22 protein-coding genes and 2 pseudogenes are annotated in these 25,645 nt (G+C 73.9%); 10 read left to right on the top strand and 14 right to left on the bottom strand.

From position 1 onward, the window contains the following. Nucleotides 1-261 precede the first annotated feature (261 nt). From ACIRFL_RS11460 to ACIRFL_RS11450, 3 genes are all read right to left on the bottom strand, one after another. Complete coding sequence (locus ACIRFL_RS11460; RefSeq protein WP_404026653.1) at nucleotides 262-537, bottom strand: hypothetical protein; 276 nt, start codon at nucleotides 535-537, stop codon at nucleotides 262-264. Between the two features lie 167 nt (nucleotides 538-704). Further along, on the bottom strand, nucleotides 705-1,574 hold the full coding sequence (locus ACIRFL_RS11455; protein ID WP_404026650.1) for a ketose-bisphosphate aldolase: 870 nt from the start codon (nucleotides 1,572-1,574) through the stop codon (nucleotides 705-707). A 23-nt stretch (nucleotides 1,575-1,597) separates the two neighbouring features. Then, a complete protein-coding gene (locus ACIRFL_RS11450; RefSeq protein WP_404026648.1) occupies nucleotides 1,598-2,479 on the bottom strand; it encodes an SIS domain-containing protein in 882 nt (293 codons plus the stop codon). A 135-nt stretch (nucleotides 2,480-2,614) separates the two neighbouring features. On the opposite strand from ACIRFL_RS11450, the gene ACIRFL_RS11445 reads away from it, so the two are divergent. Next, entirely contained in the window at nucleotides 2,615-3,394 is a 780-nt protein-coding gene (locus tag ACIRFL_RS11445; protein ID WP_404026645.1) for a DeoR/GlpR family DNA-binding transcription regulator, read from the top strand. An 87-nt stretch (nucleotides 3,395-3,481) separates the two neighbouring features. On the opposite strand, the gene ACIRFL_RS11440 is transcribed toward ACIRFL_RS11445, so the two are convergent. Then, nucleotides 3,482-3,877, bottom strand: a complete 396-nt coding sequence (locus ACIRFL_RS11440) for a luciferase family protein (RefSeq protein ID WP_404026642.1) — start codon at nucleotides 3,875-3,877, stop codon at nucleotides 3,482-3,484. A 429-nt stretch (nucleotides 3,878-4,306) separates the two neighbouring features. Between ACIRFL_RS11440 and ACIRFL_RS11435 the strand changes: the two genes are divergently transcribed. Next, the gene (locus ACIRFL_RS11435) at nucleotides 4,307-5,473 is read left to right on the top strand and encodes an MFS transporter (protein WP_404026972.1); all 1,167 of its coding nucleotides are present in this window, start codon (nucleotides 4,307-4,309) and stop codon (nucleotides 5,471-5,473) included. A gap of 240 nt (nucleotides 5,474-5,713) precedes the next feature. Then, nucleotides 5,714-6,460: a maleylpyruvate isomerase family mycothiol-dependent enzyme gene (locus ACIRFL_RS11430; RefSeq protein WP_404026640.1), complete on the top strand. Its 747-nt coding sequence runs from the start codon at nucleotides 5,714-5,716 to the stop codon at nucleotides 6,458-6,460. A 10-nt stretch (nucleotides 6,461-6,470) separates the two neighbouring features. Here ACIRFL_RS11430 and ACIRFL_RS11425 read toward each other — a convergent pair whose 3' ends face one another. Further along, on the bottom strand, nucleotides 6,471-6,863 hold the full coding sequence (locus tag ACIRFL_RS11425; RefSeq protein WP_404026638.1) for a MarR family winged helix-turn-helix transcriptional regulator: 393 nt from the start codon (nucleotides 6,861-6,863) through the stop codon (nucleotides 6,471-6,473). Between the two features lie 84 nt (nucleotides 6,864-6,947). On the opposite strand from ACIRFL_RS11425, the gene ACIRFL_RS11420 reads away from it, so the two are divergent. Next, on the top strand, nucleotides 6,948-8,471 hold the full coding sequence (locus ACIRFL_RS11420) for an MFS transporter (RefSeq protein ID WP_404026636.1): 1,524 nt from the start codon (nucleotides 6,948-6,950) through the stop codon (nucleotides 8,469-8,471). Between the two features lie 96 nt (nucleotides 8,472-8,567). On the opposite strand, the gene ACIRFL_RS11415 is transcribed toward ACIRFL_RS11420, so the two are convergent. The 3 genes from ACIRFL_RS11415 to ACIRFL_RS11405 all read right to left on the bottom strand — a co-directional run bounded on the left by ACIRFL_RS11415 (nucleotide 8,568) and on the right by ACIRFL_RS11405 (nucleotide 11,341). Then, entirely contained in the window at nucleotides 8,568-9,233 is a 666-nt protein-coding gene (locus tag ACIRFL_RS11415; protein WP_404026634.1) for a response regulator, read from the bottom strand. Further along, entirely contained in the window at nucleotides 9,230-10,465 is a 1,236-nt protein-coding gene (locus ACIRFL_RS11410; RefSeq protein ID WP_404026631.1) for a sensor histidine kinase, read from the bottom strand. The genes ACIRFL_RS11415 and ACIRFL_RS11410 overlap by 4 nt, the downstream gene beginning before the upstream one ends. Before the next feature lie 186 nt (nucleotides 10,466-10,651). After that, nucleotides 10,652-11,341: a TetR/AcrR family transcriptional regulator gene (locus tag ACIRFL_RS11405; RefSeq protein ID WP_404026628.1), complete on the bottom strand. Its 690-nt coding sequence runs from the start codon at nucleotides 11,339-11,341 to the stop codon at nucleotides 10,652-10,654. Nucleotides 11,342-11,525: 184 nt separating this feature from the next. On the opposite strand from ACIRFL_RS11405, the gene ACIRFL_RS11400 reads away from it, so the two are divergent. Then, the gene (locus tag ACIRFL_RS11400) at nucleotides 11,526-11,975 is read left to right on the top strand and encodes a nitroreductase family deazaflavin-dependent oxidoreductase (protein WP_404026625.1); all 450 of its coding nucleotides are present in this window, start codon (nucleotides 11,526-11,528) and stop codon (nucleotides 11,973-11,975) included. Here ACIRFL_RS11400 and ACIRFL_RS11395 read toward each other — a convergent pair. Further along, nucleotides 11,965-13,218, bottom strand: coding sequence for a geranylgeranyl reductase family protein (locus tag ACIRFL_RS11395; RefSeq protein ID WP_404026622.1), 1,254 nt, complete (start codon nucleotides 13,216-13,218; stop codon nucleotides 11,965-11,967). The two genes, ACIRFL_RS11400 and ACIRFL_RS11395, sit on opposite strands and share 11 nt — an antisense overlap. A gap of 177 nt (nucleotides 13,219-13,395) precedes the next feature. Here ACIRFL_RS11395 and ACIRFL_RS11390 point away from each other — a divergent pair, with 177 nt between their 5' ends. Together ACIRFL_RS11390 and ACIRFL_RS11385 are read left to right on the top strand one after the other, a co-directional pair. Continuing rightward, nucleotides 13,396-14,751 (top strand): dipeptidase, encoded by a 1,356-nt coding sequence (locus ACIRFL_RS11390; protein WP_404026620.1) that lies wholly within the window; start codon nucleotides 13,396-13,398, stop codon nucleotides 14,749-14,751. 61 nt (nucleotides 14,752-14,812) lie between these two features. Beyond that, nucleotides 14,813-15,514: pseudogene (locus ACIRFL_RS11385) on the top strand (MBL fold metallo-hydrolase); the annotation flags it as partial. Nucleotides 15,515-16,275: 761 nt separating this feature from the next. Here ACIRFL_RS11385 and ACIRFL_RS11380 read toward each other — a convergent pair. Continuing rightward, on the bottom strand, nucleotides 16,276-17,316 hold the full coding sequence (locus ACIRFL_RS11380) for an NUDIX domain-containing protein (RefSeq protein WP_404026617.1): 1,041 nt from the start codon (nucleotides 17,314-17,316) through the stop codon (nucleotides 16,276-16,278). Between the two features lie 100 nt (nucleotides 17,317-17,416). After that, nucleotides 17,417-17,608 (bottom strand): hypothetical protein, encoded by a 192-nt coding sequence (locus tag ACIRFL_RS11375; protein ID WP_404026615.1) that lies wholly within the window; start codon nucleotides 17,606-17,608, stop codon nucleotides 17,417-17,419. Nucleotides 17,609-17,881: 273 nt separating this feature from the next. Between ACIRFL_RS11375 and ACIRFL_RS11370 the strand changes: the two genes are divergently transcribed. Beyond that, nucleotides 17,882-19,906, top strand: coding sequence for an NPCBM/NEW2 domain-containing protein (locus ACIRFL_RS11370; protein ID WP_404026612.1), 2,025 nt, complete (start codon nucleotides 17,882-17,884; stop codon nucleotides 19,904-19,906). A 48-nt stretch (nucleotides 19,907-19,954) separates the two neighbouring features. Here ACIRFL_RS11370 and ACIRFL_RS11365 read toward each other — a convergent pair whose 3' ends face one another. Beyond that, complete coding sequence (locus tag ACIRFL_RS11365; RefSeq protein WP_404026611.1) at nucleotides 19,955-20,908, bottom strand: ROK family protein; 954 nt, start codon at nucleotides 20,906-20,908, stop codon at nucleotides 19,955-19,957. A 203-nt stretch (nucleotides 20,909-21,111) separates the two neighbouring features. Here ACIRFL_RS11365 and ACIRFL_RS11360 point away from each other — a divergent pair, with 203 nt between their 5' ends. Continuing rightward, nucleotides 21,112-22,161, top strand: coding sequence for a LacI family DNA-binding transcriptional regulator (locus tag ACIRFL_RS11360; protein WP_404026608.1), 1,050 nt, complete (start codon nucleotides 21,112-21,114; stop codon nucleotides 22,159-22,161). A gap of 880 nt (nucleotides 22,162-23,041) precedes the next feature. Here ACIRFL_RS11360 and ACIRFL_RS11355 read toward each other — a convergent pair. Further along, entirely contained in the window at nucleotides 23,042-24,352 is a 1,311-nt protein-coding gene (locus ACIRFL_RS11355) for a DUF6986 family protein (RefSeq protein WP_404026605.1), read from the bottom strand. A 195-nt stretch (nucleotides 24,353-24,547) separates the two neighbouring features. On the opposite strand from ACIRFL_RS11355, the gene ACIRFL_RS11350 reads away from it, so the two are divergent. Further along, nucleotides 24,548-25,453, top strand: a complete 906-nt coding sequence (locus tag ACIRFL_RS11350; RefSeq protein ID WP_404026602.1) for an endonuclease/exonuclease/phosphatase family protein — start codon at nucleotides 24,548-24,550, stop codon at nucleotides 25,451-25,453. A gap of 80 nt (nucleotides 25,454-25,533) precedes the next feature. Here the strand turns inward: ACIRFL_RS11350 and ACIRFL_RS11345 are convergent. After that, nucleotides 25,534-25,645, bottom strand: a pseudogene (locus ACIRFL_RS11345) (electron transfer flavoprotein subunit alpha/FixB family protein); the annotation flags it as partial.

Below are 25,645 nucleotides of genomic sequence, written 5' to 3'. Positions count from 1 at the left end.
CGGCCTACCAAGGGCACACGCCCCGAAGCCGCACGCCGGACACGCCACAGACCGGGGCGGGGTCCGGGGTGGACCGGGGCAAGGCCCCAACGGGCCGTGGCCACGGCCGAGTCCGGGCGGTGGACGCGGTCGGCGAACAGGCGGGTCTCCAGCCGCGGGTCGGTGCGGATCTGTCTGTCGGGCTGATCGCGCTGTGGCCCGGTTCTTGGACCCGGCTGTCGGGTCAGGTCGGAGCGGGCGTACGCGCGAGGCGTGCGGCCGTCAGGTGCCCGGGCGGCCGAGGACGCGCACGATCCGTGTCACCTCGCGGGCCATGGCCTCCCGGCCGGGGCGGACCGGGGCGAGGCCCCAACGGGCCGTGGCCGCGGCCGAGTCCGGGCTGTGGCCGAGGCCGGATCCGGACGGTGGCGGGGGCGAGTCCCGGCCGTAGCCGCAGCGGACGAAGGTGTTGCAGGGGGTGACGCCGCGCGGCCCGGCGGGCGCCACGAGGGGCGGCTCGCCGGGGCGCGTGGCACGGGCGCGCGACGCCCGCACCATCGGAGCCGGCGAACAGGCGGGGCAGGTCGGTGCGGGCGTGCGCCTGATGTCCGCGCCCTTGGGCGCCGGTGGACAGGCGGGGCAGATCGATGCCGGTGCGGGCGCGCGACGCCTGCGCCCTCGCAGGTCCGGTCGGTGCGGACGTGTGCGCGCCAGGAGCGGGGCCGTCAGGCGCCGGGGCGGCCCAGGACGCGCACGATTCGTGTCACCTCGCGGGCCATGGCGTCCCGGCCGGCGGCGAGGTACTTGCGTGGGTCGACGGCCTCGGGGTGGGCGGCGAGGAAGTCGCGGATCGCGCCGGTCATCGCCACGTTCAGGGCGGTGCCGACGTTGACCTTGGCGATGCCGCCCGCGACGGCCGCGACGAGTTCGTCGTCCGGCACCCCGGAGGAGCCGTGCAGGACGAGCGGGACGGGCACGGCCGCGGCGAGCCGCCCGAGCAGTTCATGGTCGAGGGCGGCGGTGCGGCTGGTCATGGCGTGCACGCTGCCGACGGCGACGGCGAGGGCGTCGACGCCGGTGTCGGCGACGAAGGCGCGGGCCTCGTCGGGATCGGTGCGGGCGCCGGGCGCATGGGCGTCCAGCGGCGCCCCGCCGCCCTGCCCCTCCTTGCCGCCCACCTCGCCCAACTCGGCCTCGATCCACAGCCCTTCGCCGTGCGCCCAGTCCGCGGCGGCCCGGGTGGCGGCCAGGTTCTCGGCGTACGGCAGGCGGGCCGCGTCGTACATCACGGAGCCGAACCGGGCCCCGGACGTCTGGCGCAGCAGGTCGTCGCTCTGCACATGGTCGAGGTGCAGGGCGACCGGTATGCCGGCCGCTTCCGCGGCGGCGACGGCCGCGCGGGCCAGCGGCAGCAGCCGGCCGTGCCGGAACTTGACCGCGTTCTCGCTGACTTGGAGGATCACGGGCGCGCCGGCCGCCTCGGCCCCCGCCACGACGGCTTCGATGTGCTCCAGGGTGATGACGTTGAACGCGGCGACGGCGGAACGTGTTCCGGCGGCGCGGGCGACCAGGTCGCCGGTGGCTGCGAGGGGCACGGCTACTCCTTACGGCGCGCGGGTCAGGGGGCGAGGATCACGGAGCGGGTGAGATGGCGCGGCTGGTCCGGGTCGAGGCCCCGGCGGGCGGCGACGGCCACCGCGAGCCGCTGGGCGCGGACGAGTTCGGCCAGCGGGTCGAGCGTGCCCTCGATCCACCGGCCGCCCGTGCCGCGCACCTGTTCGGCGAGGCCGTCGGGCGCCTCGCCGAACATCCAGGTCGCCGTGGTGCTCGTGGTGATGCTGATGGGGCCGTGCCGGTACTCCATCGCCGGGTACGCCTCCGTCCAGGCCAGTGCGGCCTCGCGCATCTTCAGCCCGGCCTCGTTCGCGAGGCCGACGGTCCAGCCGCGGCCGAGGTAGGTGAACTGCGTGCAGTCGACCAGCCCTTCGGGCAGCGGGGCGGACAGCGCGGCACGGGCGTCGGCGACGGCGGCGTCGGTGTGCAGGCCCAGGTGGGCGCGGAGCAGGGTGAGCGCGGTGGTGGCGAACCGGGTCTGCACGACGGAGCGTTCGTCGGCGAAGTCCAGCACCACGACCTCGTCGGCGGCCGTCCGCACGGGGGTGTCCGGGTCGGCGGTGACGGCGGTGGTGCGGGTGCGGCCGCGTAGCCGTGCCAGCAGGTCCAGCACCTCGGTGGTGGTGCCGGAGCGGGTGAGCGCGACGACCCGGTCGTACGCGCGGCCGTAGGGGAACTCGGACGCGGCGAAGGCGTCCGTCTCGCCCTGGCCGGCGCCCTCGCGCAGGGCGGCGGCGGCCTGCGCCATGAAGTACGAGGTGCCGCAGCCGACGATCGCGACCCGCTCCCCCGCCGCGGGCAGCGCCCCGCCGTGCCCCGGCGCCGCCTGCGCCGCGCGCGTCCAGCACTCGGGCTGGCTGTTCAGCTCGTCCTCGACATGGGTCATGCCGTACCCTCCATCGTTCTGCGTGTTCCTGCAAGATATAGCGAACTTTCGAGCACAATCAAGCATCCGATGGCGGGATCGGTGCGCTAGGGTCACCGCAGGACGGACAACGGGACGGGATGACGGAGGCTGCGGATGTCGCGCGACGCCCGCTGGAAGGCGCTGCTGGAACTGCTCGTCGAGCGTGGCCGGCTGGACGTCGAGGAGGCGGCGGCCGAGCTGGAGGTCTCGGCGGCGACGATCCGGCGCGACTTCGACCAGCTCGCCGAGCAGCAGATGCTGGTGCGCACCCGCGGCGGTGCGGTGGTGCACGGCGTCTCCTACGAGCTGCCGCTGCGCTACAAGACCGCCCGCCGGGCCTCGGAGAAGCAGCGCATCGCACGGGCGGTGGCCGCGCTCGTCGCGCCCGGCGAGGCGGTGGGCCTGACCGGCGGCACCACCACGACGGAGGTGGCCCGCGCCCTGGCCGTGCGCGCCGACCTGGCCGCCGGTTCGCCGGCGCTGACGGTCGTCACCAACGCGCTCAACATCGCCAACGAGCTGGCCGTGCGGCCCCAGTTCAAGATCGTGGTGACCGGCGGGGTCGCACGACCGCAGTCGTACGAGCTGATCGGCCCGCTCGCGGACGGGGTGCTCGGCCAGATCACGCTGGACATGGCGGTGCTCGGGGTGGTCGCCTTCGATGTCGCGCACGGCGCCGCGGCGCACGACGAGGCGGAGGCGGCCACCAACCGGCTGCTGTGCGAGCGTGCCGAGCGTGTGGTGGTCGCGGCCGACTCCAGCAAGCTGGGGCAGCGGGCGTTCGCCCGGATCTGCGCGGCCGAGGACGTGGACACACTCGTCACGGACGCGGCGGTGGCACCGCAGACGGTGCGCCTGTTCGAGGAGGCGGGGATTCAGGTCCTCGCCGTGTGAACGGCGCACCGGGGGACCCCGGGCGGCGGACGAAGAGGCGGCGCCGGAAGCCGTGCACGCACGGCCCGGCGGGTGGCGTCGGCCGCCTCAGATGCCGCCGGGATCGGCCCGTACGAACCCGGCGCCCCGCTGGTCGTTGCAGCCGAGCAGGGGCCGGCCGACGGGGTCGGCCCAGACCAGCTGGGCCTGGAGGGCGACGCTGGCCAGGGTCAGCACCAGGTCGACGTCGCTCGCGGCGTCGAGACGTATCGTCACCCACTGCGAGCCGGGCACGATGCGGATCGCTCCGGTGTCCCTGAGGTCCTTGGCGAACCGCCGGATGGCACGGTCCGTCAGCAGCAGGTCGACATCCCGCTCCGAGTGGAAGTGGGCGATCTCGCCCTGTGCGGAGCGGAGTGCCTGGCCCAGGCCGCAACTCGGCGCCGCCCGCCTCAGATCGGGCCAGGTCGCCAGTTGCGCGAGAGCGCGCGAGGCCAACGTCATGGGCCCATCATGGACTGCTCACCGTTCCGCAACCAGCACGTGCGCAAGCATTAACCGACCTGTATCCCATATTCCGAACACACGGACCGGCGACGAGCACGCATACGGCGAGCGGCGGTCCCCGCCGTGCCCCACGCCGTCGGCCGGAAACGACCCACGACCAGCGCCCAGGCCGTTCCCCGAGCGGCCCCCGAACGGCAAGGAAAGGCCCCGTGACGGACCAGCCGGAACCGGCCGCGGAGTCGGGTGCTCGTCGTGGCCCCGGGACATCGGGAGCCGGGTGCGGGTGCGGCTGGGTGCGCAGTTCCCCGCGCCCCCGTGGGGCGCTGCACAGCCCCGGGCCATCCCGCCGCCGCCCTTGCCCCGTTTCCGCGGCGCCCCTAGCCTGACTTTGTGCCGCTGATAAACAAAACCCGTCCGCACAGCGCCGTGCCGGGTGACACGCTGACCCGCCTGCGCGTGGCGATCACCGTGTTCTTCGCCCTCGACGGCTTCGTCTTCGCGGGCTGGGTCGTCCGCATCCCCGCCATCAAGCAGCAGACCGACGCCTCCGCGAGCACGCTGGGACTCGCCCTGCTCGGCGTCTCGGCGGGTGCCGTCGTCACGATGACCCTCACCGGACGCCTGTGCCGCCGCTTCGGCGCCCATCCGGTCACCGTCGTCTGCGCCGTCCTGCTCTCGCTCAGCGTCGCCCTTCCCCCGCTGACCCACTCGGCGCTCGCGCTGGGCGGCGTCCTGCTGGTGTTCGGCGCCGCCTACGGCGGGATCAACGTCGCCTTCAACAGCGCCGCCGTCGACCTGATCGCCGCGCTGCGGCGGCCGGTCATGCCGAGCTTCCATGCGGCCTTCAGCCTCGGCGGCATGATCGGCGCCGGCCTCGGCGGCCTGGTCGCCGGGTCCCTGTCCCCCACGCGGCATCTGCTGGGCCTGACCGTCGTGGGGCTGCTGGTGACCGCCGCCGCGGGCCCCACGCTGCTGCGGCACGAGCCACCGCGCCCGCCCGAGCGCGCCCAGGGCGAGGCGGACAAGGCGCCGCGGCGCCTGGACGGCCGGACCCGCGGGCTGGTGGTCGTCTTCGGCCTGATCGCGCTGTGCACGGCCTACGGCGAGGGCGCCATGGCCGACTGGGGCGCCCTCCACCTCGAACAGGACCTGGACACCTCGCCGGGCGTCGCGGCGGCCGGTTACTCGTGCTTCGCGCTCGCCATGACCGTGGGGCGCCTGACGGGTACGACCCTGCTGGAGCGCCTGGGCCGCACCCGGACCGTGGTCGCGGGCGGCACCGTCGCGGCGGCCGGCATGCTGGTGGGCTCGCTCGCCCCCGCCGCGTGGGCGGCCCTGACCGGCTTCGCCATCGCCGGTCTTGGCCTCGCCAATCTCTTCCCGGTCGCCGTGCAGGGGGCCGGGACGCTCGCCGGTCCGAGCGGCGTCGCGATCGCCTCCACCCTGGGCTACGGCGGCATGCTTCTCGGGCCGCCCGCGATCGGCTTCATGGCGGACTGGTTCTCGCTGCCGGCCGCGCTCACCAGCGTCGCGGTGCTGGCGGCCGTGGCGGCGCTCATCGGCGCGACGACCCGACGCACCGTGACCGGCTGACCCCCCGTCCACGGCGATCCCCAGACCGGGACGCCCGGGGCCGTACAGCGCCCTGCGGGGGCGCGGGGAACTGCGCGCCCAGCCGCATCCCACCCGCACCCGACCACCGACGTCCGGGACCACGACGAGCACCCGACCTGCCCAAGAACACACGGCGCCAACCCCGAAGAACGCCGCCACAACGCCGTAGGCACGCCGCACTGGGGTGTGCCGTGCCGCGCCGTCCGGCACACTCGCCCCATGGAGACTGCGGAGTTCGTCCGGATGCTGGACCGGGAGGGCCGGCTGCTGGCCGATGCGGCGGAGACGGCGGGCACCGACGCCGAGGTGCCGACCTGCCCGAAGTGGCGCGTGCGTGATCTGCTCCGGCACACGGGGGCTGTGCACCGATGGGCGGCGGGATTCGTCGCCGACGCACACACCGGCCCGCGCCCGCTCGGGGACCCGCCCGACCTGGACGGGGACGCCCTGGTGAGCTGGTACCGCGACAGCCACCGCCGGCTCGTGGACACGCTGACCGCCGCACCGCCCGATGTGGCGTGCTGGACCTTCCTCCCCCTGCCGTCCCCGTCACCGGCGGCCTTCTGGGCGCGCCGGCAGGCCCATGAGACGACCGTGCACCGCTACGACGCCGAGGCGGCGCGCGGCGGTCCCGCCTCCCCGGTCGACCCCGAGTTCGCGGTCGACGGAATCGACGAGTTGCTGTGCGGCTTCCACGCCCGCGCGAGGAGCCGGGTGCGCACCGACGAGCCACGTCTGCTGCGGGTGCGGGCCGAGACGGCGGACGCCACCGGCGGCGCGGTGTGGAGCGTGCGGCTGTCGGACCGGCCACCGGTGACCGTGCGGACCGCGTCGGGGCGGGCGGATGCCGAACTGGCCGGTCCCGCCGACCGGTTGTACTTCGCGCTGTGGAACCGGGGTACGGTGCCGAGCGTCAGCGGGGACGCGGCGCTGGCCGCGCTGTGGCGGGAGAAGTCGGCGATCTGACGGCGGCCGGTCAGCCCGCCAGCATCCGGGTCAGCACCGCGCGTTGCACCGGCAGCACCTGTCCGTGCAGCGCGCGCCCCTTCGACGTGAGGGCCACGCGCACGCCCCGGCGGTCCTCCGCGCACATGGCGCGTTCGACGAGGCCGTCCCGTTCCAGGCGGGCGATCAGCCGGGACAGCGCGCTCTGGCTGAGGTGGATCCGCTCGGAGATCTCCTGGACGCGCAGCGAGCAGCCGCGGTCCGCACCGACGGCCTGGGACAGCTGGTCCAGCACCTCGAAGTCGCTGGCGCACAGGCCGTGTCCGTGCAGCGCGCGGTCGAGTTCGCACTGGGTGCGCGCGTGCAGTGCCAGGATGTCCCGCCAACGGTCCACGAGCGCCTGCTCGGCCTTCTTCCCCGCCATGAACGCACGGTAGCAGAGAAGCGACTTTGTTTCGTCGACATTAAATGCGCTTGCATTGAATGCATGTGCATGTAGCCTCGCGGCATGACCTCTCCGCTCACCGCCGCGTCCGAGGGACGCTGGACCCCCCGGCTGTGGGGCACGCTGCTCGTGCTCTGCGCCGCCATGTTCCTCGACGCGCTCGATGTGTCGATGGTCGGCGTCGCGCTGCCGTCCATCGGCTCCGATCTCCACCTGTCCACGTCGACGCTGCAATGGATCGTCAGCGGCTACATCCTGGGGTACGGCGGGCTGCTGCTGCTCGGCGGACGCACCGCCGATCTGCTCGGCCGACGCCAGGTGTTCCTGGTGGCCCTGGCCGTGTTCGCGCTCGCCTCACTGCTCGGCGGCCTGGTCGACTCGGGACCGCTGCTGATCGCCAGCCGCTTCATCAAGGGCCTCAGCGCGGCGTTCACGGCACCCGCGGGCCTGTCGATCATCACCACCACGTTCCCCGAGGGCCCGCTGCGCAACCGCGCCCTGGCCATCTACACCACGTGCGCGGCCACCGGGTTCTCCATGGGCCTGGTGCTGTCCGGGCTGCTCACCGAGGCCAGTTGGCGGCTGACGATGCTGCTGCCCGCGCCCATCGCGCTGGCCGCGCTGCTGGCCGGCCTGCGGCTGCTGCCGCGCAGCGCCCGCGAGCGCGACCACGACGGCTACGACCTGCCCGGCGCCGTCCTCGGCACCGCGTCGATGCTGCTGCTCGTGTTCACCGTCGTCCAGGCGCCCGAGGCCGGCTGGACCTCGGGCCGCACCCTGCTGTCCTTCCTCGCGGTCGCCGCGCTGCTGACCGTGTTCGTCCTGGTGGAGCGGCGCTCGGCGGGTCCGCTGATCCGGCTCGGCGTGCTGCGCTCGGGCAGCCAGGTCCGCGCCCAGCTCGGCGCGGTGGCCTTCTTCGGGTCGTACGTCGGCTTCCAGTTCCTGACCACCCTCTACATGCAGTCGCTGCTCGGCTGGTCGGCGCTGCACACCGCACTCGCCTTCCTGCCGGCGGGCGCGCTGGTGGCGGTGTCCTCGACGAAGGTCGGCTCGATCGTCGACCGGTTCGGCACCCCGCGGCTGATCGCGACGGGCTTCGCGCTGATGGTCGTCGGCTACGCGCTGTTCCTGCGCGTCGACCTCGATCCGGTGTACGCGGCCGTCGTGCTGCCGTCGATGCTGCTGATCGGCGCGGCCTGCGCACTGGTCTTCCCCTCGCTCAACATCCAGGCCACCAACGGCGTCGCGGACCATGAGCAGGGCATGGTCTCGGGGCTGCTGAACACCTCGGTCCAGGTGGGCGGCGCGATCTTCCTGGCGATCGTGACCGCGGCGGTCACCGCGGGCGCGCCCGCCGAACCGACGCCGCAGGCGGTGCTCGACAGCTACCGGCCCGGGTTCATGGTCGTCACCGGCGTCGCCCTGGCCGGCCTGCTGATCGCCCTCACGGGTGTGCGCGGCCGGGGCACCAGGGGGTCGCTGGTGGTCGCGAGGTCCGCGGCCAACGAGGCCGGCGGGGCGGGCAAGTCGGACGACGGGGCCGCGGCGGACGAGGCGGACGCCGCCCGCGTGCCGGTCCGCGACTGAACGCTGCGCCGGGGTCCGGCCGCGGCACACCGTGGACCCGCCGGGCCGCGGCGCGGCCGTTCGCTCCGTCGGCTACGCCCGCCGGCGGCCCGGGGCTCAGCCCAGCCAGCCAGGCCGCACCAGCCCCGACTCATAGGCCAGCACGACCAGTTGGGCGCGGTCGCGGGCGCCCAGCTTGACCATGGTGCGGCTCACGTGGGTCTTCGCGGTGAGCGGGCTGACCACCAGGCGGCGGGCGATCTCCTCGTTCGACAGGCCGATGCCGACCAGGGCCATCACCTCCCGTTCCCGCTCGGTGAGCCGGGCCAGTCGGTCGGCGTCCGCGGGTTGCTTGGACCGGGCGGCGAACTCGGCGATGAGGCGGCGGGTCACCCCCGGCGACAGCAGTGCGTCGCCCTGGACCACCGCCCGCACGGCGCGCACCAGTTCGTCCGGCTCGGTGTCCTTGACCAGGAAACCGGAGGCACCGGAGCGGATCGCCTCGAAGACGTACTCGTCGAGTTCGAAGGTGGTGAGCATGACCACCTTGACGTCCCGCAGCTCCGGCTCCGCGGTGATGCGGCGGGTGGCGGCAAGCCCGTCGAGCAGCGGCATGCGGATGTCCATCAGGACGACGTCCGGGCGCAGTTCGCGCACCTTCGCCAGCGCCTGAGCGCCGTCGGCGGCCTCGCCGGCCACCTCGATGTCCGGCTGCGCGTCGAGCAGCGCCCGGAACCCGGCCCGCACCAGGACCTGGTCGTCGGCGAGCAGTACACGGATCACCGGCCGCCCCCTTCGGACTCGGCCTGCAACGGCAGTACGGCGAGCACCCGGAAGCCGCCGTCGGGGCGTGGGCCCGCCTCGATCGTGCCACCCAGGGCGGCGGCCCGCTCGCGCATTCCGGCCAGCCCGTTGCCGCTGCCACCGGCGTCGGCGCCGGTCGCGGGGCCGTCGTCGTCGACGCGCAGCCGCAGGCAGCCGGCGCCGTGGTCGAACCGCACGCGCGCGTGCCGCGAACCCGAGTGCCGCACCACGTTGGTCAGGGCCTCCTGGACGATGCGGAACGCGGCCAGATCGGCGCCCGGCGCGAGCCGCGGCGCCGCGCCCTCGATCTCGACGGCGAGCCCCGCGCCTGCCGCCTGCTCCACCAGTTCCGGCAGCCGGTCGAGGCCCGGCGCGGGGGCGCGCGGGGCGGCGCCCGGGGCGCGCAGTGTGTCCAGGACCTGCCGCACCTCCCCGAGCGCTTCCCTGCTGGCGGACTTGATGGTGGTGAGTGCCGCGCGGGTCTGCTCGGGATCGCTGTCCAGGAGCGCGAGCCCCATGCCCGCCTGGACGTTGATGACGGAGATGCTGTGCGCGAGGACGTCGTGCAGTTCCCGGGCGATCCGCAGCCGCTCCTCGTCCGCGCGCCGCCGGGCGGCCTGGGCGCGGTCGGCCCGCTCCCGCACCCACTGTTCGCGCCGCACCCGGGCCAGTTCGGACAGCGCGCCGATGGCCAGGATCCAGGTGGCGATCACGATCTCCTGGTCGATGCCCCCGCCCGTGTCGCCCGGCGGCGGGAGCCGGCGGTAGAGCCAGAGCGCGATCAGCACGTGCCCGGCCCACAGCAGACCCACGGACGTCCAGGCGGCCCGGCGGTGACCGGCGACGACGGCGGTCACGCAGCTCGCGGCGACGGTCAGGAAGACCGGCCCGTACGGGTAGCCGGCGCCCAGGTAGACCAGGGTGGCCGCGGCCGTGCCGACGACGACGGCCACCGGGTGGCGGTGGCGCCACAGCAGCAGACCCGAGGCGATCAGGAGCAGGACGCGCGCGTAGACGTCCAGCGGCTCCCGGTCGAGCTGGCCGTGCGCCGCGAAGTTCGAGCCGACCAGGACGACGGCGGTGAGCAGCGCGGTGGAGCGCCACGGCAGGCGGACGGGCGGCGGCTCGGCGCCGTCCGTCCGCTGCCACCACGGCGGTCCGTACCGCCACCACTGCGCCGGACCGTGCCCGCGCACCCGCTGCTCCTCCATGACGGCCACGCTAGACGCAGCGGGCGGCGGCGGACGTCAGCCGAGCGAGGTGACCCCACGTACTCCCGCAGAAGTACGCCCCCGCCGCCCGGCACCGTCGTGGCTGTCCGGCCAGCGCGGCGGAGCCAGATATCGATACAGCCCCGCGCCCCTTCGCGCTGCCGAACCGCATCCGCTCGCTGCGCCCTACCGCAGCCCCACCGCGTGTGCCAGTCCTGTCGCGGCGTGGTCGAAGAACCGCTCGCGGTCCTCCACGAGCCGGTTGAACTGGCCGAACACTTCGAAGCTCACCAGCCCGAAGAGCTGTGCCCAGCCCGCGACGAGCGCCGTCGCCGCCTCGGGCGGCAGCTCGGGCGCGAGGTCGGCGACCAGGTGCTCGGCCTCGGGGTGCAGTACGCCGGGCAGGCCGGGGCCGACGAGTCCGTGGCCCCGGTGGGCGTCGAGGATGATGCCGATGAGGACGGCGCCGATCCGGGAGGCGGGCGGGAGGGTCGTCCGGGGAGCCGTGTAGCCCGGCACCGGCGAGCCGTAGATCAGCGCGTACTCGTGCGGATGGGCGAGCGCCCAGCCGCGCACGGCCGTGCACACCGCGACCCAGCGGGACACGGGCCCGGCGTCGGCTGCCGCGTCGTCGCGGGCCTGCTCCGCGCACGCGCCGATGGAGTCGTACGCGTCGATGATGAGCGCGGTCAGCAGGTCGTCGCGGCTCGGGAAATAGCGGTACACCGCGGAGGAGACCATGCCGAGTTCGCGGGCCACGGCCCGCAGCGAGAGCTTGCCGGCCCCCTCGGCGGCGAGCTGTCTGCGGGCCTCGTCCTTGATGGCCGCGGTGACTTCCATCCTGGCCCGCGCACGGGCGCCCTGTGCGGTCCTCATACGCAGCAGTGTGCCACGAACTCAGAGCACTGCACACAAAAGAGAGCGTCGAACCGAAAAGAGAGCACTGCTCTTGCAAGAGGGTGCCGGTCTGCAGCACACTGATGCCGGGCGAGAGCACTGCTCACATCACGTCGCTCCCCCCATCCCGCCGCGAGAACGTCGCTTCCAGGAGGAAGTAGCCATGACCACACACGTCCAGAAGCCCGGCTGGTTCACCGTCAACGTCATGAACCGAGCGGTGTCCTGGCTGACCCGCCGCGGCATCAGTGTGTGGGGCTCCCGGGTCCTCGCGGTCCGCGGCCGCAAGAGCGGCGCGTGGCGCACCACCCCGGTGAACCTGCTGACCGTGGACGGACAGCAGTATCTGCTCGCCCCGCGCGGTCACGTCCAGTGGACCCACAACATGCGCGCGGCCGGCGGGGGCGAGCTGCGCCTCGGCCGGACGGTGGACGCCTTCACCGCGACCGAGGTCGCCGACGACGAGAAGGTTCCGCTGCTGCGCGCCTACCTCAAGCGCTGGAAGGCCGAGGTCGGCGTCTTCTTCGGCGGCGTCGGCCCCGACTCGCCCGAGGCCGAGCTGCGCCGCATCGCGCCGAACCACCCGGTCTTCAGGATCACCGTCACGAAGTGACCTCGTCGTCCGCCGTCGCCTCGGCCACCGGGGCGGGCCGCCGGTCCAGCGCGGTCAGGGCGCGCTGGGCCATGGGGTGGTTGCGGACCAGCTCGCCCAGGGACGTGGAACCCCGGGTGATGTCCCGGAAGGCGTTCCAGGCGGGACGGAAGCCGGTGAGGGCCGCATGGAACAGGCCGGGCCTGCGCTCGAAAACGGCGAGCATCCGCCGGCCGACGCTCATCTCCACGCCGAGCCCGGCCTTGATGGCGAACGCGTAGTTCAGGGCCTGGCGGCGGGTGTCCACCGCGTCGTGCGCCTCGGCGATCCGCACCGCCCACTCCCCCGCCAGCCGTCCCGAGCGCAGCGCGAACGAGATGCCCTCGCGGGTCCACGGCTCCAGCAGCCCGGCGGCGTCACCGCAGACGAGGACCCGGCCGCGGGACAGCGGGGAGTCCTCGGCGCGGCAGCGGGTCAAGTGCCCCGAGGAGACGGCGGGTTCGAAGCCGGCCAGTCCGAGCCGGGCGACGAAGTCCTCCAAGTACCGCTTGGTGGCGGCTCCTTCGCCGCGCGCCGAGATCACGCCGACGGTGAGCGTGTCACCCTTGGGGAACACCCAGCCGTAACTGCCGGGCATCGGCCCCCAGTCGATGAGGACCCGCCCCTTCCAGTCCTCCGCGACCGTCGCCGGTACCGGGATCTCCGCCTCCAGGCCGAGGTCGACCTGCTCCATCTTCACGCCGACATGTGCCCCTATGCGGCTGGCGCTGCCGTCGGCGCCCACCACGGCGCGGGCGAGGACGGTCTCGCCGCCCTGGAGCACCACGGCGACCGTGCGCCGGTCCGGCACCGCGGAGCCGTGCTGCTCCACCCGGGTGACCGTGGCGCCCGTGCGCAGCTCGGCGCCCGCCTTCTGGGCGTGCTCGACCAGCTGCTGGTCGAACTCCGGCCGGTTGATCAGACCGAACAGCATCTGCTTGGAGCGGCGGGTACGCGTGAAGCGCCCGTTGTTGGAGAAGGTGACGGCGTGCACCCGGTCCTTGAAGGGGAGTTCGAAGCCGGGCGGGAGCGCGTCGCGCGAGGGGCCGATGATGCCGCCGCCGCAGGTCTTGTAGCGGGGCAACTCGGCCTTCTCCAGCAACAGCACGCGCCGTCCCGCGACCGCCGCCGCGTAGGCGGCGGAGGCCCCCGCGGGTCCCGCGCCCACCACGACGACGTCCCACACCCGCTGTACGTCGTCCGCCGAAGAGTTCTCGCCGCTCACGATGGTCTACTGCTCCGATCAAGCCGCTGCCGCTGCCGCTCCCCCGGCCGCGCGACCGCGCCCGACCAGGAGGGACCTCATGTCCCCCCGCATCCTACGGCGGACGTCGCCGCAGGCCACTGTGGGAGGATCGGTGTACTTCACCGCTACAACGTCGCACCCACGAGGAGCGTGCCCATGTCGTCGCATCCGGTCGCCGAGACCGTCGCCTCGCTGCTGCCGAGAGCACGGGCAGAACTCGCCGAGCTGGTGGCCTTCAGGTCGGTGGCGGACTTCGACCAGTTCCCCAAGAGCGAGAGCGAGGGCGCGGCGGCCTGGATCGCCGACGCGCTGCGCGCGGAGGGCTTCCAGGACGTGGCCCTGCTCGACACCCCGGACGGCACCCAGTCGGTGTACGGCTGCCTGCCAGGACCCGAGGGTGCGAAAACGGTTCTGCTGTATGCGCACTACGACGTGCAGCCGCCGCTCGACGAGGCAGCCTGGACCTCTGCGCCGTTCGAGCTGACCGAGCGCGACGGACGCTGGTACGGGCGCGGCGCGGCCGACTGCAAGGGCGGCGTGATCATGCACCTGCTGGCCCTGCGCGCGCTGCGGGCCGACGGCGGGGTCCCGGTGACCGTCAAGGTCATAGCCGAGGGCTCCGAGGAGCAGGGCACCGGCGGCCTGGAGCGGTACGCCGAGCAGCACCCCGAGCTGCTGGCGGCGGACGCCGTCGTCATCGGCGACACCGGTAACTTCCGGGTCGGCCTGCCGACCGTCACGAGCACGCTGCGCGGCATGACCCTGGTGCGGGTACAGATCGACACGCTGGAGGGCAATCTGCACTCCGGGCAGTTCGGCGGCGCCGCCCCCGACGCGCTGGCCGCGCTGATCCGGGTCCTGGACTCGCTGCGCGCCGAGGACGGCTCCACCACGGTCGACGGGCTGGGCGCCGAGGGCCGCTGGGACGGCATCGAGTACGCCGAGGAGCAGTTCCGCGCGGACGCCAAGGTGCTGGACGGCGTCGGGCTGATCGGCGAGGGCAGCATCGCCGACCGCATCTGGGCCCGCCCGGCCGTCACGGTCCTCGGCATCGACTGCCCGCCGGTCGTGGGCGCCACGCCGTCCGTGCAGCCGAGCGCCCGCGCTCTGGTCAGCCTGCGGGTGCCGCCGGGCGTGGACGCGGACGAGGCGAGCAAGCTGCTCCAGGCCCATCTGGAGGCGCGCACGCCGTGGGGTGCCCGGGTGCGCACGGAGCAGATCGGGCAGGGCCAGCCGTTCCGCGCCGACACCACCAGCCCGGCCTACCGGGCGATGGCCGACGCCCTGGCGGTGGCCTACCCGGGCGAGAGCATGCAGTACGCGGGGCAGGGCGGCTCCATCCCGCTGTGCAACACCCTCGCCCACCTGTACCCCGAGGCCGAGATCCTGCTCATCGGGCTGAGCGAGCCGGAGGCGCAGATCCACGCCGTGAACGAAAGCGTCTCGCCCGAGGAGTTGGAGCGCCTGTCGGTGGCGGAGGCGCTGTTCCTGCGCAACTACGCCGCGGGCTGAACCGTTCTGCCCGCGGCACAGGGCCCTCGCTCCGGGCGGGGGCCCTGCCTACGGTCGGCGGATGAACGTCATCGAACTGCTCCCCCGCCTGCACCTGCTGCGCTTCCCGGTCGGCCAGGCATACCTCTGGTCCGACGACGACACGGCCACGCTCATCGACGCGGGGACGATCGGCTCCGGCCGGAGGATCGCCGACGCGCTCACGGCACTCGGGCGGGCCCCGTCGTCCGTACGACGGATCGTGCTGACCCACTTCCACGAGGACCACGCGGGCGGTGCGGGCGAGTTCGCCGCGCTGAGCGGCGCCGAGGTGCTGGCGCACCACCTGGAGGCGCCGGTGGTCCGGGGCACGGCCCCGGGGCCCGAGCCGTGCTTCGAGGACTGGGAACGGCCGCTGCACGCCCGGGCCGCGAAGCTGCTGCCGCCGGGCGATCCGGTACGCCCCGGCCGGGTCACCGAGTTGACGGACGGCGATGTCCTCGACTTCGGCGGCGGCGCCCGGGTCGTGCATGTCCCCGGGCACACCCACGGCAGCATCGCCGTCCATCTCCCCGAGCACGGTGTGCTGTTCACGGGCGACGCGGTGGCCGCCGCGCCCGGCACCGGCGAGGTGATCCCGGGTGTGTTCAACCTCGACCGCGCCCGCATGCTCGCCTCCTTCGCCCGCCTCGCCAGCCTCGACGCGGAGGTGGCCTGCTTCGGCCACGGCGATCCGGTCACGGCACGCGCCACGACGGCCCTTCGCGAAGCGGCACACAGACACGGCGGATGCGCGCCAGTCGGGCCCGATGCGGCTGACCAACGGGCGCAGGCCCACGTCGTGTGCCGGCCGACCGGACCGGGCCGTACGGGCGACCCGCCGGGTGGTGCCCCCGCCGCGCGGACCACTGGCGTAAGCGCTCCGCCCACGCGGCCGTGACGCACCATCGGTCGGCTGCACCGCCGCTGCATCCAATCGCGCCCGCGCCTCGGAGAAGAACAGCGACCGTCGAAGCACACCGACATCGCCGGCGCGCCACACCTATACGGCTTCGCCCGGCCTCCCGAGCCGGTGAGACGACCCACCGCTCAACACACAGCCGCCCTCGCGCCCCCGGCTGACCGACGGGCGCAGGCCCGCATCGTGGGCCGGCCGACCGGACCGGGCCGTACGGGCGACCCGCCGGGTGGTGCCCCCGCCACGCGGACCACTGATGTGAGCGCTCCGCCGGGGGCCGCGTCGGCGGGGCCATGACGCCCCGTCGTCCGGCTGCGGCGCCGCTGTGGCTGGTCGCACCCGCGCGGCGGAGGAGGACGGTGACCGGCGCACCACGCCGACTGAGCGCGCCTGCCGGCCCACACCGACATCGCCGGCGCGCCGGACCGGTACGGCTTCGGCCGGCGTCGCGAGCAGGGGAGGCGGCCCATCCCCCAGCCCTACCGCGGCCCACCGCTCACCACACAGCGGCCCTCGCTCCCCGGCTGGCCGCCAAGTGGCCCGGAGCGCATCGGCGGTGGCGGCGGAAAGCCGAAGCCGTGGCCGTGTCAGCCGAGTGGGACGCCGGCCTCCAGGTACAGCGCGGCGCCCCGCTCGCGCGCCCGCAGCGCCCACCGCAGCCGCTCGTAGCGCACGGGCGGCAGCAGCGCGGCGGCCTCCTGCTCGGTGACGAAGCGCCAGTCGCGCAGTTCGGGTCCGGGCAGCAGCAGGGAGCCGGCCTCGGCGGACGCGAGACGGCCGCCGTCGAACAGGAGCCGCAGCCCGCCGTAGCCGGGCGGCGCGGGCGGTTCCCAGTCCACGACAAGCAGCCGCGGCACGTCCGCCAGCCGTATCCCGGTCTCCTCGGCGACCTCGCGCATGCCGGCCCTGGCGGGGGCCTCGCCGGGCTCGACGACCCCTCCGGGGAACTCCCAGCCGGGCTTGTAGGTGGGGTCGACCAGCAGGACGCGGTCCCGCTCGTCGAAGAGCAGCACACCGGCCGCAAGGGTCTCCGCCGTGGGTTCCGGGGTCTGCACGATGTCACAGGGGGCGACGGTGCCCTCGGCGACGGCCTCGGCGATGCGGACCGCCGTCTCGTACGGGGTGAGCGCGCTGGTGTCGACGGGGTGGGCGTCGGCGGCGAGCCAGGAGCCGAGGGCCGCGCGGTACGGCTCGATGTGGTCGTACGCCCACTGGCGCATCCGCATCTCGCCGTCGGGCAGTTCGGGCGGGACGTCCCGCCCGGCTATGCGCGCGCGCAGGATCGTTTCGGCCGGGGCGAGCAGCAGATGGCGCACGGCGATGCGGCGGGCAGCGAGACCGCCGAAGATCTCGTCGCGGTACTCCTGGCGCAGCAGGGTCATGGGGACCACGAGGGTCCCGCCGAGTTCGGCCAGCATGGCGGCCGCCGTGTCGATCACGAGCCGGCGCCAGATCGGCAGATCCTGGAAGTCGCCGACCTCGGCGAGGCGTTTGGGCGGCAGCAGGTGTGTGAGCGCTCCGCCGATGACCTCGGGGTCGAAGAGCGCGCTGTTCGGGATCAGGTCGATCAGTTCCCGTGCGGTGGTCGTCTTCCCCGCACCGAACGCACCGTTGATCCAGACGATCACGGTTCCCCCTCTTCTGTTGGCCCCCAGAGGCTTGCCCGCTCCACACTGCCACGGAAACCAGCCGCAGCTGAGGGGCCGCGCCACGGGGGCCGTGGCGGGGCTACTCCTGCGCCGGGAGGTGGTCGGCGGGGGCGAGGCTGTCCTGGCTGACGAGGTGGTCGACGGTGCCGAGCGTGTCCGGGACGTGCAGATCGCCGAGGGCGTCCTTGTCGACCCCGTGCGACGGGCTGATCGCGGCCACGACGAACCCGGTGGCGAGGGAGGCGATGGCGAGCATGCTGCGCTTCTTCATGCCCGGTTCAACTGTCAGGGCGCCCAGGGGTCACGCGGATCACCGCGGTTCCTCCGTCGGGGCGCCGCACCGGAGCGGGCCCCGCCCGACACAACCGAACGCACGGCACCGCTCCCTGCTGCGAAATGCCCCACGAAGCAAGGGAAATGACGAGATGCCGTGCGTCCGTACCGCACCCCTTCCGACACAGTCGGACACGTCCTACCGTGAACGCCCATCGATGACACGTACATGACGTCATTGCCGCCTTTCGCGAGGAGGAGGAACGTAACGATGCGTCACCCTCACACCCGCACCATCCGCCGCAGAGCGTTCGGAGCGCTCACCGCCGGCCTGCTGTGCGCGGCGGGCCTCGCCGTCCCTGCCGCCGCGGCGGCCCCCGCCGAGGCGCCCGCCGCGCCCGCCCCCGCCGACGGTCTGGCCCTCACCCCGCCGATGGGCTTCAACAACTGGAACTCCACGCACTGCCGCGCCGACTTCGACGAGGAGATGGTCAAGGGCATCGCCGACCTGTTCGTGACGAAGGGCCTCAAGGACGCCGGGTACCAGTACGTCAACCTCGACGACTGCTGGGCCCTGCCCAGCCGTGACGCGAACGGCAAACTGGTCCCCGACCCGGTCCGCTTCCCCGGCGGGATCGAGGCCGTCGCCGACTACGTCCACGCCAAGGGGCTCAAGCTCGGCATCTACACCAGCGCCGGCACGAAGACGTGCAACAGCGCGGGCTTCCCCGGCGCGCTCGGCCACGAGTACAGCGACGCCCAGCAGTTCGCCGACTGGGGCGTGGACTACCTCAAGTACGACAACTGCAACAACCAGGGCGTGGACGCCAGGCTCCGCTACACGACCATGCGGGACGCCCTGAGGGCGACCGGGCGGCCCATCGTGTACAGCATCTGCGAATGGGGCGAGAACAGGCCCTGGGAGTGGGCCGGGGACCTCGGCCAGCTGTGGCGGACGACCGGGGACATCAGCGACAGCTGGGGCTCGATGCTGTCGATCCTCAAGCAGAACCTGCCCCTCGCGCAGTACGCCGGTCCCGGCTGCTGGAACGACCCCGACATGCTGGAGGTCGGCAACGGCGGCATGACCGACACCGAGTACCGCTCGCACTTCTCGATGTGGTCGATCATGGCGGCGCCGCTCCTCATCGGCACCGACCTGCGCACGGCGTCCCAGGCGACCTTCGACATCCTGGGCAACAAGGAGGTCATCGCCGTCGACCAGGACCCGCTGGGCAGGCAGGGCACGGTCGTCTCGTCCGAGGGCGGGCGCTGGGTCGTAGCCAAGGAGCTGCGGGACGGCAGCCGCGCGGTGGCCCTGTTCAACGAGTCCGGCACCGCACAGCGCATCTCGACGACCGCGCGGGCCGCGGGTCTCCCGGACGCCCCCGGCTACACCCTGCGCGACCTGTGGCAGCACCGCAGCTACCAGACCGCCGGCACCGTCTCGGCGACCGTCCCGGCCCACGGCACAGTCCTCGTCCGGGTCCAGGTGGACCCCCGCTGGGCCGCGCATCCGCCGGCGGTCGAACTCGGCCTGGACGGCGGCCCATACGTCGAGGCGGGCGCCCCTGCCGCGCTGACCAGCTCGGTCACCGACCTCGGCCGCGCCCCGGCCCGGCAGGTGTCGGTGGCGCTGACCGGCCCCGCGGACTGGACCGTCACCCCGACATCGGCCACCGAGGCGGCGACGCTCGCGACGGGCCGTTCGCTGCGCACCGGCTGGCGGGTCACCGCGCCGCCCGGCACACCGGCGGGGTCCTACGCCCTGACGCTGACGGCCCGGTACCGCGCGCCGTCGGGAACCCGTGTCGAGACCGCGCTGCCGCTGACGGCGTCCGTCGTGGTGCCGCCCCCGTCCGGGACGTCGTACCTCGGCGATCTGCCGTGGCTTTCGGCCACCAACGGCTGGGGTCCGGTGGAGCGCGACACCAGCAACGGCGAGAGCGCGGCCGGTGACGGCAATCCCCTCACGCTGGGCGGCGTGGTCTACGCCAAGGGCCTCGGCGTGCACGCGGAGAGTTCCGTCGAGTACTACACGGGCGGGGCCTGCGAGACGGTCACCGCGGAGGTCGGCGTGGACGACGAGAAGGGCGCGAACGGCACCGTCGCCTTCGAGGTCTGGGCCGACGGCACGAAGGTCGCCGCCACCGGGGTGCTGACCAACGCGATGCCGGCCCGGCCGCTGACCGCCGACGTGAGCGGCGCCCAGGTGGTCCGGCTGGTCGTCACCGACGGCGGCGACGGCATCGACTCGGACCACGCGGACTGGGCCGACGCGCGGATCGGCTGCTGAACCGGGCGACCCGCGCGTGACCCTTCGCCCCGGCACCGGGGAGTGGTGTCAGACCCCCGCCGCGGTCGCGTCCGGCCGCCTCGCCAGTCCGGCCGCGGCGGCACCCACCAGACCGGCGTCCGTGCCCATCTGCGCGGGCGTCACCGTCAGCCGCCGTACGAAGGAGAGGGTCGCGTAGTCACCGAGGGCCTTGCGCAACGGCGCGAAGAGGATGTCGCCCGCCTTGCCGACGCCGCCGCCGATCACCGCGATGTCGATCTCCACCAGGGTCGCGGTGGCCGCGATGGCGGCGGCCAGCGCCTGCGCGGCACGCTCGAAGGAGGCCACCGCGACGGGGTCGCCGGCGCGGGCGGCCGCCGCGACCGCGGCCGCCGAAGCGTCCCCGTCGGCGCCGGGCCGCCAGCCGCCCTCCAGGGCGCGCCGGGCGATGTTGGGGCCGCTGGCGATCCGCTCGACGCAGCCACGGGAGCCGCACGGGCAGGGATCGCCGTCGAGGTCGACGCTGATGTGGCCGATGTGGCCCGCGTTGCCGGTGGGTCCGGGGTGCAGCTGGCCGCCCAGGACGAGGCCGCCGCCGACGCCGGTCGAGACCACCATGCACAGCGCGTTGTCATGGCCGCGGGCGGCCCCCTGCCAGTGCTCGGCGGCCGTGATCGCCACACCGTCGCCGATCAGTTCGACGGGCAGCCCGCCGGTCGCCGCCCGCACCCGCTCGACCAACGGGAAGCCGCGCCAGCCCGGCACGTTCACCGGGCTCACGGTGCCCGCGGAGGCGTCCACGGGCCCGGCGCTGCCGATGCCGACGGAGCTTGCGCGGCGCCACAGGGGGGATCTGGCGAGCTCGCCCAGCACCTCCGCCACCGCCCGCATGACGGTCTCGCCGTCCTGCTGGGCGGGCGTCGAGCGCTGAGCGCGGACCTGGATCCGTCCGTGGCCGTCCACCAGCGCGCCGGCGATCTTGGTGCCGCCGATGTCGAGCGCAGCCACGAGGTCGGTGTGCATCAGAGTCGAATCTCCCCGTCAACCATGAGAAAGCAGTGCGAGACGCAGCCCGGTCTCGCGGTGGGGGCGCAGGCCGGTGATTGCGATGGACAGTGTCTCCCGCATCTGACAACGTTGTCCAGGCTCTATGCTCGACGCCACATCCTCATACCAGCCCATTGACCTACGCACCCCCCGTGAACGACAGGACAGGACGCAGCATCGTGCCAGAGACCACCCGCCGCGCCGACCGATTCTCCGGATCCCGCTACGGCAACCGTCCCACGATGAAGGACGTGGCGGCGCGGGCCGGTGTCGGGCTCAAGACGGTCTCCCGCGTGGTCAACGGCGAGCCGGGAGTCACCCCGGACACCGAGCGCCGCGTGCAGGAAGCCATCGACGCGCTCGGCTTCCGCCGCAACGACAGTGCGCGGGTGCTGCGCAAGGGCCGGACCGCGAGCATCGGCCTGGTCCTGGAGGACCTCGCCGACCCGTTCTACGGACCGCTCAGCCGCGCCGTCGAGGAGGTGGCCCGCGCCCACGGCGCCCTGCTGATCAACGGCTCCAGCGCGGAGGACCCGGACCGCGAGCAGGAACTGGCGCTGGCCCTGTGCGCACGGCGGGTGGACGGGCTGGTGATCATTCCCGCCGGGGACGACCACCGCTATCTGGAGCCGGAGATCAGGGCGGGCGTCGCGACCGTGTTCGTGGACCGCCCGGCCGGGAAGATCGACGCCGATGTGGTCCTGTCCGACAACTTCGGCGGCGCCCGCGACGGGGTGGCCCATCTGATCGCCCACGGGCACCGCCGGATCGGCTTCATCGGCGACATGCCCGGCATCCACACCGCGGCGGAGCGGCTGCGCGGCTACCGGGCGGCCATGGACGACGCCGGGATACCCGTCCAGGACGGCTGGATGTCCCTGGGGGCGACCGACCCGGAGCGGGTGCGCCGCGCGGCCGAGGAGATGCTTGCCGCGTCCTCCCCCGTCACCGCGATCTTCACGGGCAACAACCGGGTGACGGTGACCGTGATCCGGGTGCTCGCCCAGCACACCCGGCCCGTCGCCCTGGTCGGTTTCGACGACATCGAACTCGCCGATCTGCTCCGCCCCGGCGTCACGGTCGTCGCCCAGGACTCCGCGGCCCTCGGCCGCACCGCCGCCGAGCGCCTGTTCCGGCAGCTGGACGGCAGCCTCGTCGCCCCGGAGCGCATCGAGCTGCCGACCCGCCTGATCACCCGCGGTTCGGGCGAGCTGCCCCCGGCCACCTGAGCACCCTCGACCGACGCCGACCGGCAACTCGACGGTACCGAAGACAAGGGCCCACGGCACGGCCAGGCCGACGGCGGCGAGGCCCGGCGGCGAGGGAGCCGACGGCAGGGGGCCCCGGCGGCGAGTGATCCGGCCGCCGAGGCCGGGCGTGCGGGAGCCACGGAGGTGCCGGAGCCGGAAGCGGGGGACTTCGTCCGCCCGTCATCGTCGCCGGCCAAAGCTGTGACCGACGCATCGTCAGACCGGCCGCGCGCTGTCCTCGCCGTCGGCTGCCGCACAAGACGGGGCACTTGCCGCCCGCCTCCGGCGTCCCCGTGCTCAAGACACGGGTGACAGGGCCGGGCATCGGCGCCCACGCGCCGCCCCGGGGTAGGCCGTACCGCGCTCCCGGGACGGTACGGGAGCCGTCAGGACGTGGCCGGACGCGCGGCAGCCCGCGGTGGTCGACGCCGACGAGCACACGCCGCTGCCCACCGGGAACCACGACCCGGCCCAGCTGCCCGCACCGGACCCGCGGATCGAACCGGCCGACGGAACAGCCCCCGGGTGACTACGCGCACGTCAACGGGAACAGCGTCCGCGCGACAGCGACTACGCGCCGCGCAGCCAGCGCCGCTACCCACCGGGAACCATGACCCGGCCCAGATGCCCGGCACCGGACCCGCGGGTCGAACCGACCGACGGAACAGCCCCCGGGTGACTACGCGCACGTCAACCGGCGCGGCGTCCGCGCGGCAGCGGCTACGCGCCGCGCAACCCACCAGGAACCACGAACCGGCCCAGACTGGACCACCCCTGGCTGCTACGCGTGCCTCGTCCTGTGGGGCGGCGACGGTGCGTCTCGCAGCCGTCCGGGGGCGGAGGGCGCTGTTCTCCCGGTCTAGGTGGCCGGGGCCGTGCGGTCGGTGTGGTGCGGGGCGGCGAAGTGCTCCAGGTCCGGACGGGTCAGACCGGTGAGCCGGTGCACCTCGTCGGGGTCGAGGGCACCGCAGTCCAGGCCGCGCAGCAGGTGTCCGCCGAGCGCCCTGGCGGTGGCGGGCTCGTCCGCGATCTCGCCGACGCCGCCGGCCCGGTCCGCGTACCGGGCCAGTCGCGCCGCCGCCTGCGCGAAGCCCTCGCGGTAGAAGGCGAACACGGCGGCGTAGCGGGTGGGGAGGTGGCCGGGGTGCATGTCCCAGCCCTGGTAGTAGGCGCGGGCCAGGGCCCGCCGGGTGAGGCCGTAGTGCAGCCGCCAGGCGGCGTGGACCTGCTCGGCCGGGCCGACCGGAAGCACGTTGGTGGAGCCGTCGGACACGCGGACGCCGGTGCCCGCGGCGGCGACCTGCATGACCGCTTTGGCGTGGTCGGCGGCCGGATGGTCGCCGGCCTGGTGGGCGGCGGAGACACCGAGGCCGGCGCTGTAGTCGAAGGTGCCGTAGTGCAGCCCCGTGGCCCTGCCCTCGGCGGCCCGGATCATCCGCGCGACCGTCGCCGTGCCGTCGGCGGCGAGGATGGCCTGGCTGGTCTCGATCTGGATCTCGAAGCCGAGCCGGCCGGGCGTGAGGCCGCACGCCTTCTCGAAGGCCTCCAGGAGCCGCACCATGGCGCTGACCTGCTCGGCGTAGGTCACCTTGGGCAGGGTGACGACCAGGCCACGCGGCGGCCCCCCAGCCGCCGTGAGGCCCGTCAGGAAGATGTCGAGGGTGCGGATGGCCCGCTCGCGCACCGCCGCCTCCAGGCACTTGATGCGGATCCCCATGTACGGCGCCGCCGTGCCATTCTCGTACGCCCCGGCGATCAGCCGGGCGGCACGGGCGGCCGCCTGGTCCTCCTCGGCGTCCGGGCGCGGTCCGTAGCCGTCCTCGAAGTCGACCCGCAGGTCCTCCACGGGCTCGCGTGCCAGCTTGGCGCGCACCCGCTCGTGGACGGGTCCGGCGAGTTCGTCGTCGAGGCCGAGGACGGCGGCGAAGGAGGCAGCGTCGGGGGCGTGTTCGTCGAGCGCCGCGAGGGCCTGGTCGCCCCAGGAGCGGATGGTGTCGGCGGCGAACGCGTCGCCGGGGACGTAGACCGTGTGGACGGGCTGCCGGGTGCCGGGGTCTCCCGGGTAGCGGCGGGCCAGCTCGGCGTCGACCGGGGCGAGGGATGCGCCGATCTCCTCGCTGACGGCGCGCGCGAGGCTCGTCGCCGGCTGCTCCTGCTGGCCCTGCCCCATCCCACAGCCTCCATCTTCCGCACTGCGGAATCAACAATCCGTTGAACGAAGTTATCCGGGCGCCTTCCTGATGGTCAACACCCTGCCCGCGCGCGGCCACACGGCCATATCGCCATGTTCACGCCCACCCCGTAGGGCGGTATCACGCGTCCGTACCACCGACTCGCCCGGCCCGTTCCCACCGAAGGAGCCCCCGTGCCGAACCACAGCCGAGTCACGCGCCGTCTGGGTCTCAAGGCCGCCCTGTCCGCGGCGGTGACCGTGCCCCTGTCCAGTACAGCACTGTCCGTCCCCGCCGCCTCGGCGGAGCCGGAGCCGGACCGCCGACTGGAGGTCATGTCCTTCAACCTGCGCTTCGCGAGCACCACCGAGCCGAACAGCTGGACCGCCCGCAGGCCGGTCATGCGCCGCCTGCTGCGCCGCGAGGCCCCGCACGTCATCGGCACACAAGAAGGTCTCTTCCCGCAACTGCTGGACATCGACGCCGATCTCGGGCCGCGCTACGACTGGATCGGCACCGGCCGACTGCACGGCAGCCGAGACGAGTCCATGGCGGTCTTCTACGACACCCAGCGCCTCACCCCGGTCGAGTACGACCACTTCTGGCTCTCCGACACCCCGGACGTGATCGGCTCGAACACCTGGGGTGCGGCCTTCGCCCGGATGGTCACCTGGGTCCGCTTCCGGGACCAGCGCTCCGGGGGCCGGGAGTTCTACGTCCTCAACACGCACTTCGACCACGCGAGTCAGTACGCGCGCGAGCGGTCCGCCGCCCTGATCGCCGGTCGCGTCCACGGGCTCGACCGCTCGCTGCCGCTCGTGGTGACCGGCGACTTCAATGTCGCCGCCCACAAGAACACGGTCTACGACACGCTGCTGGGCGCGGGTCTGGTGGACACGTGGGACACGGCGGGCGAGCGCGGCCCGCTGTACGCCACCTTCCACGGCTACCGGCCGCTGACGCCGGACGGCGACCGCATCGACTGGATCCTGGCCACACCGGGGGTCACCACCCGGCGGGCGTCGATCAACACCTTCTCGGCGGGCGGCCAGTTCCCGAGCGACCATCTGCCGGTGCAGGCGTCCCTGACCCTGGGCTGACGGCCCGGGGACGAACCGAGGCCCCCGCGACCGGTGTTGAGTTCCAGCGGTCGCGGGGGCCTCGTCGGGCCCGGCGGGGATCAGCCCTTGCGGGTGTTGATCTCCTCGGTGAGTTGCGGGACGACGTCGAAGAGGTCGCCGACGACGCCGTAGTCGACCAGGTCGAAGATCGGGGCCTCCGGGTCCTTGTTG

It is taken from the genome of Streptomyces sp. NPDC102462 (genome assembly GCF_044765425.1).
In the GTDB taxonomy this organism is placed as follows: domain Bacteria; phylum Actinomycetota; class Actinomycetes; order Streptomycetales; family Streptomycetaceae; genus Streptomyces.
The sequence above is the reverse complement of the archived record's forward strand: the minus strand, read 5'-3'. Positions and strand labels throughout refer to the sequence as shown.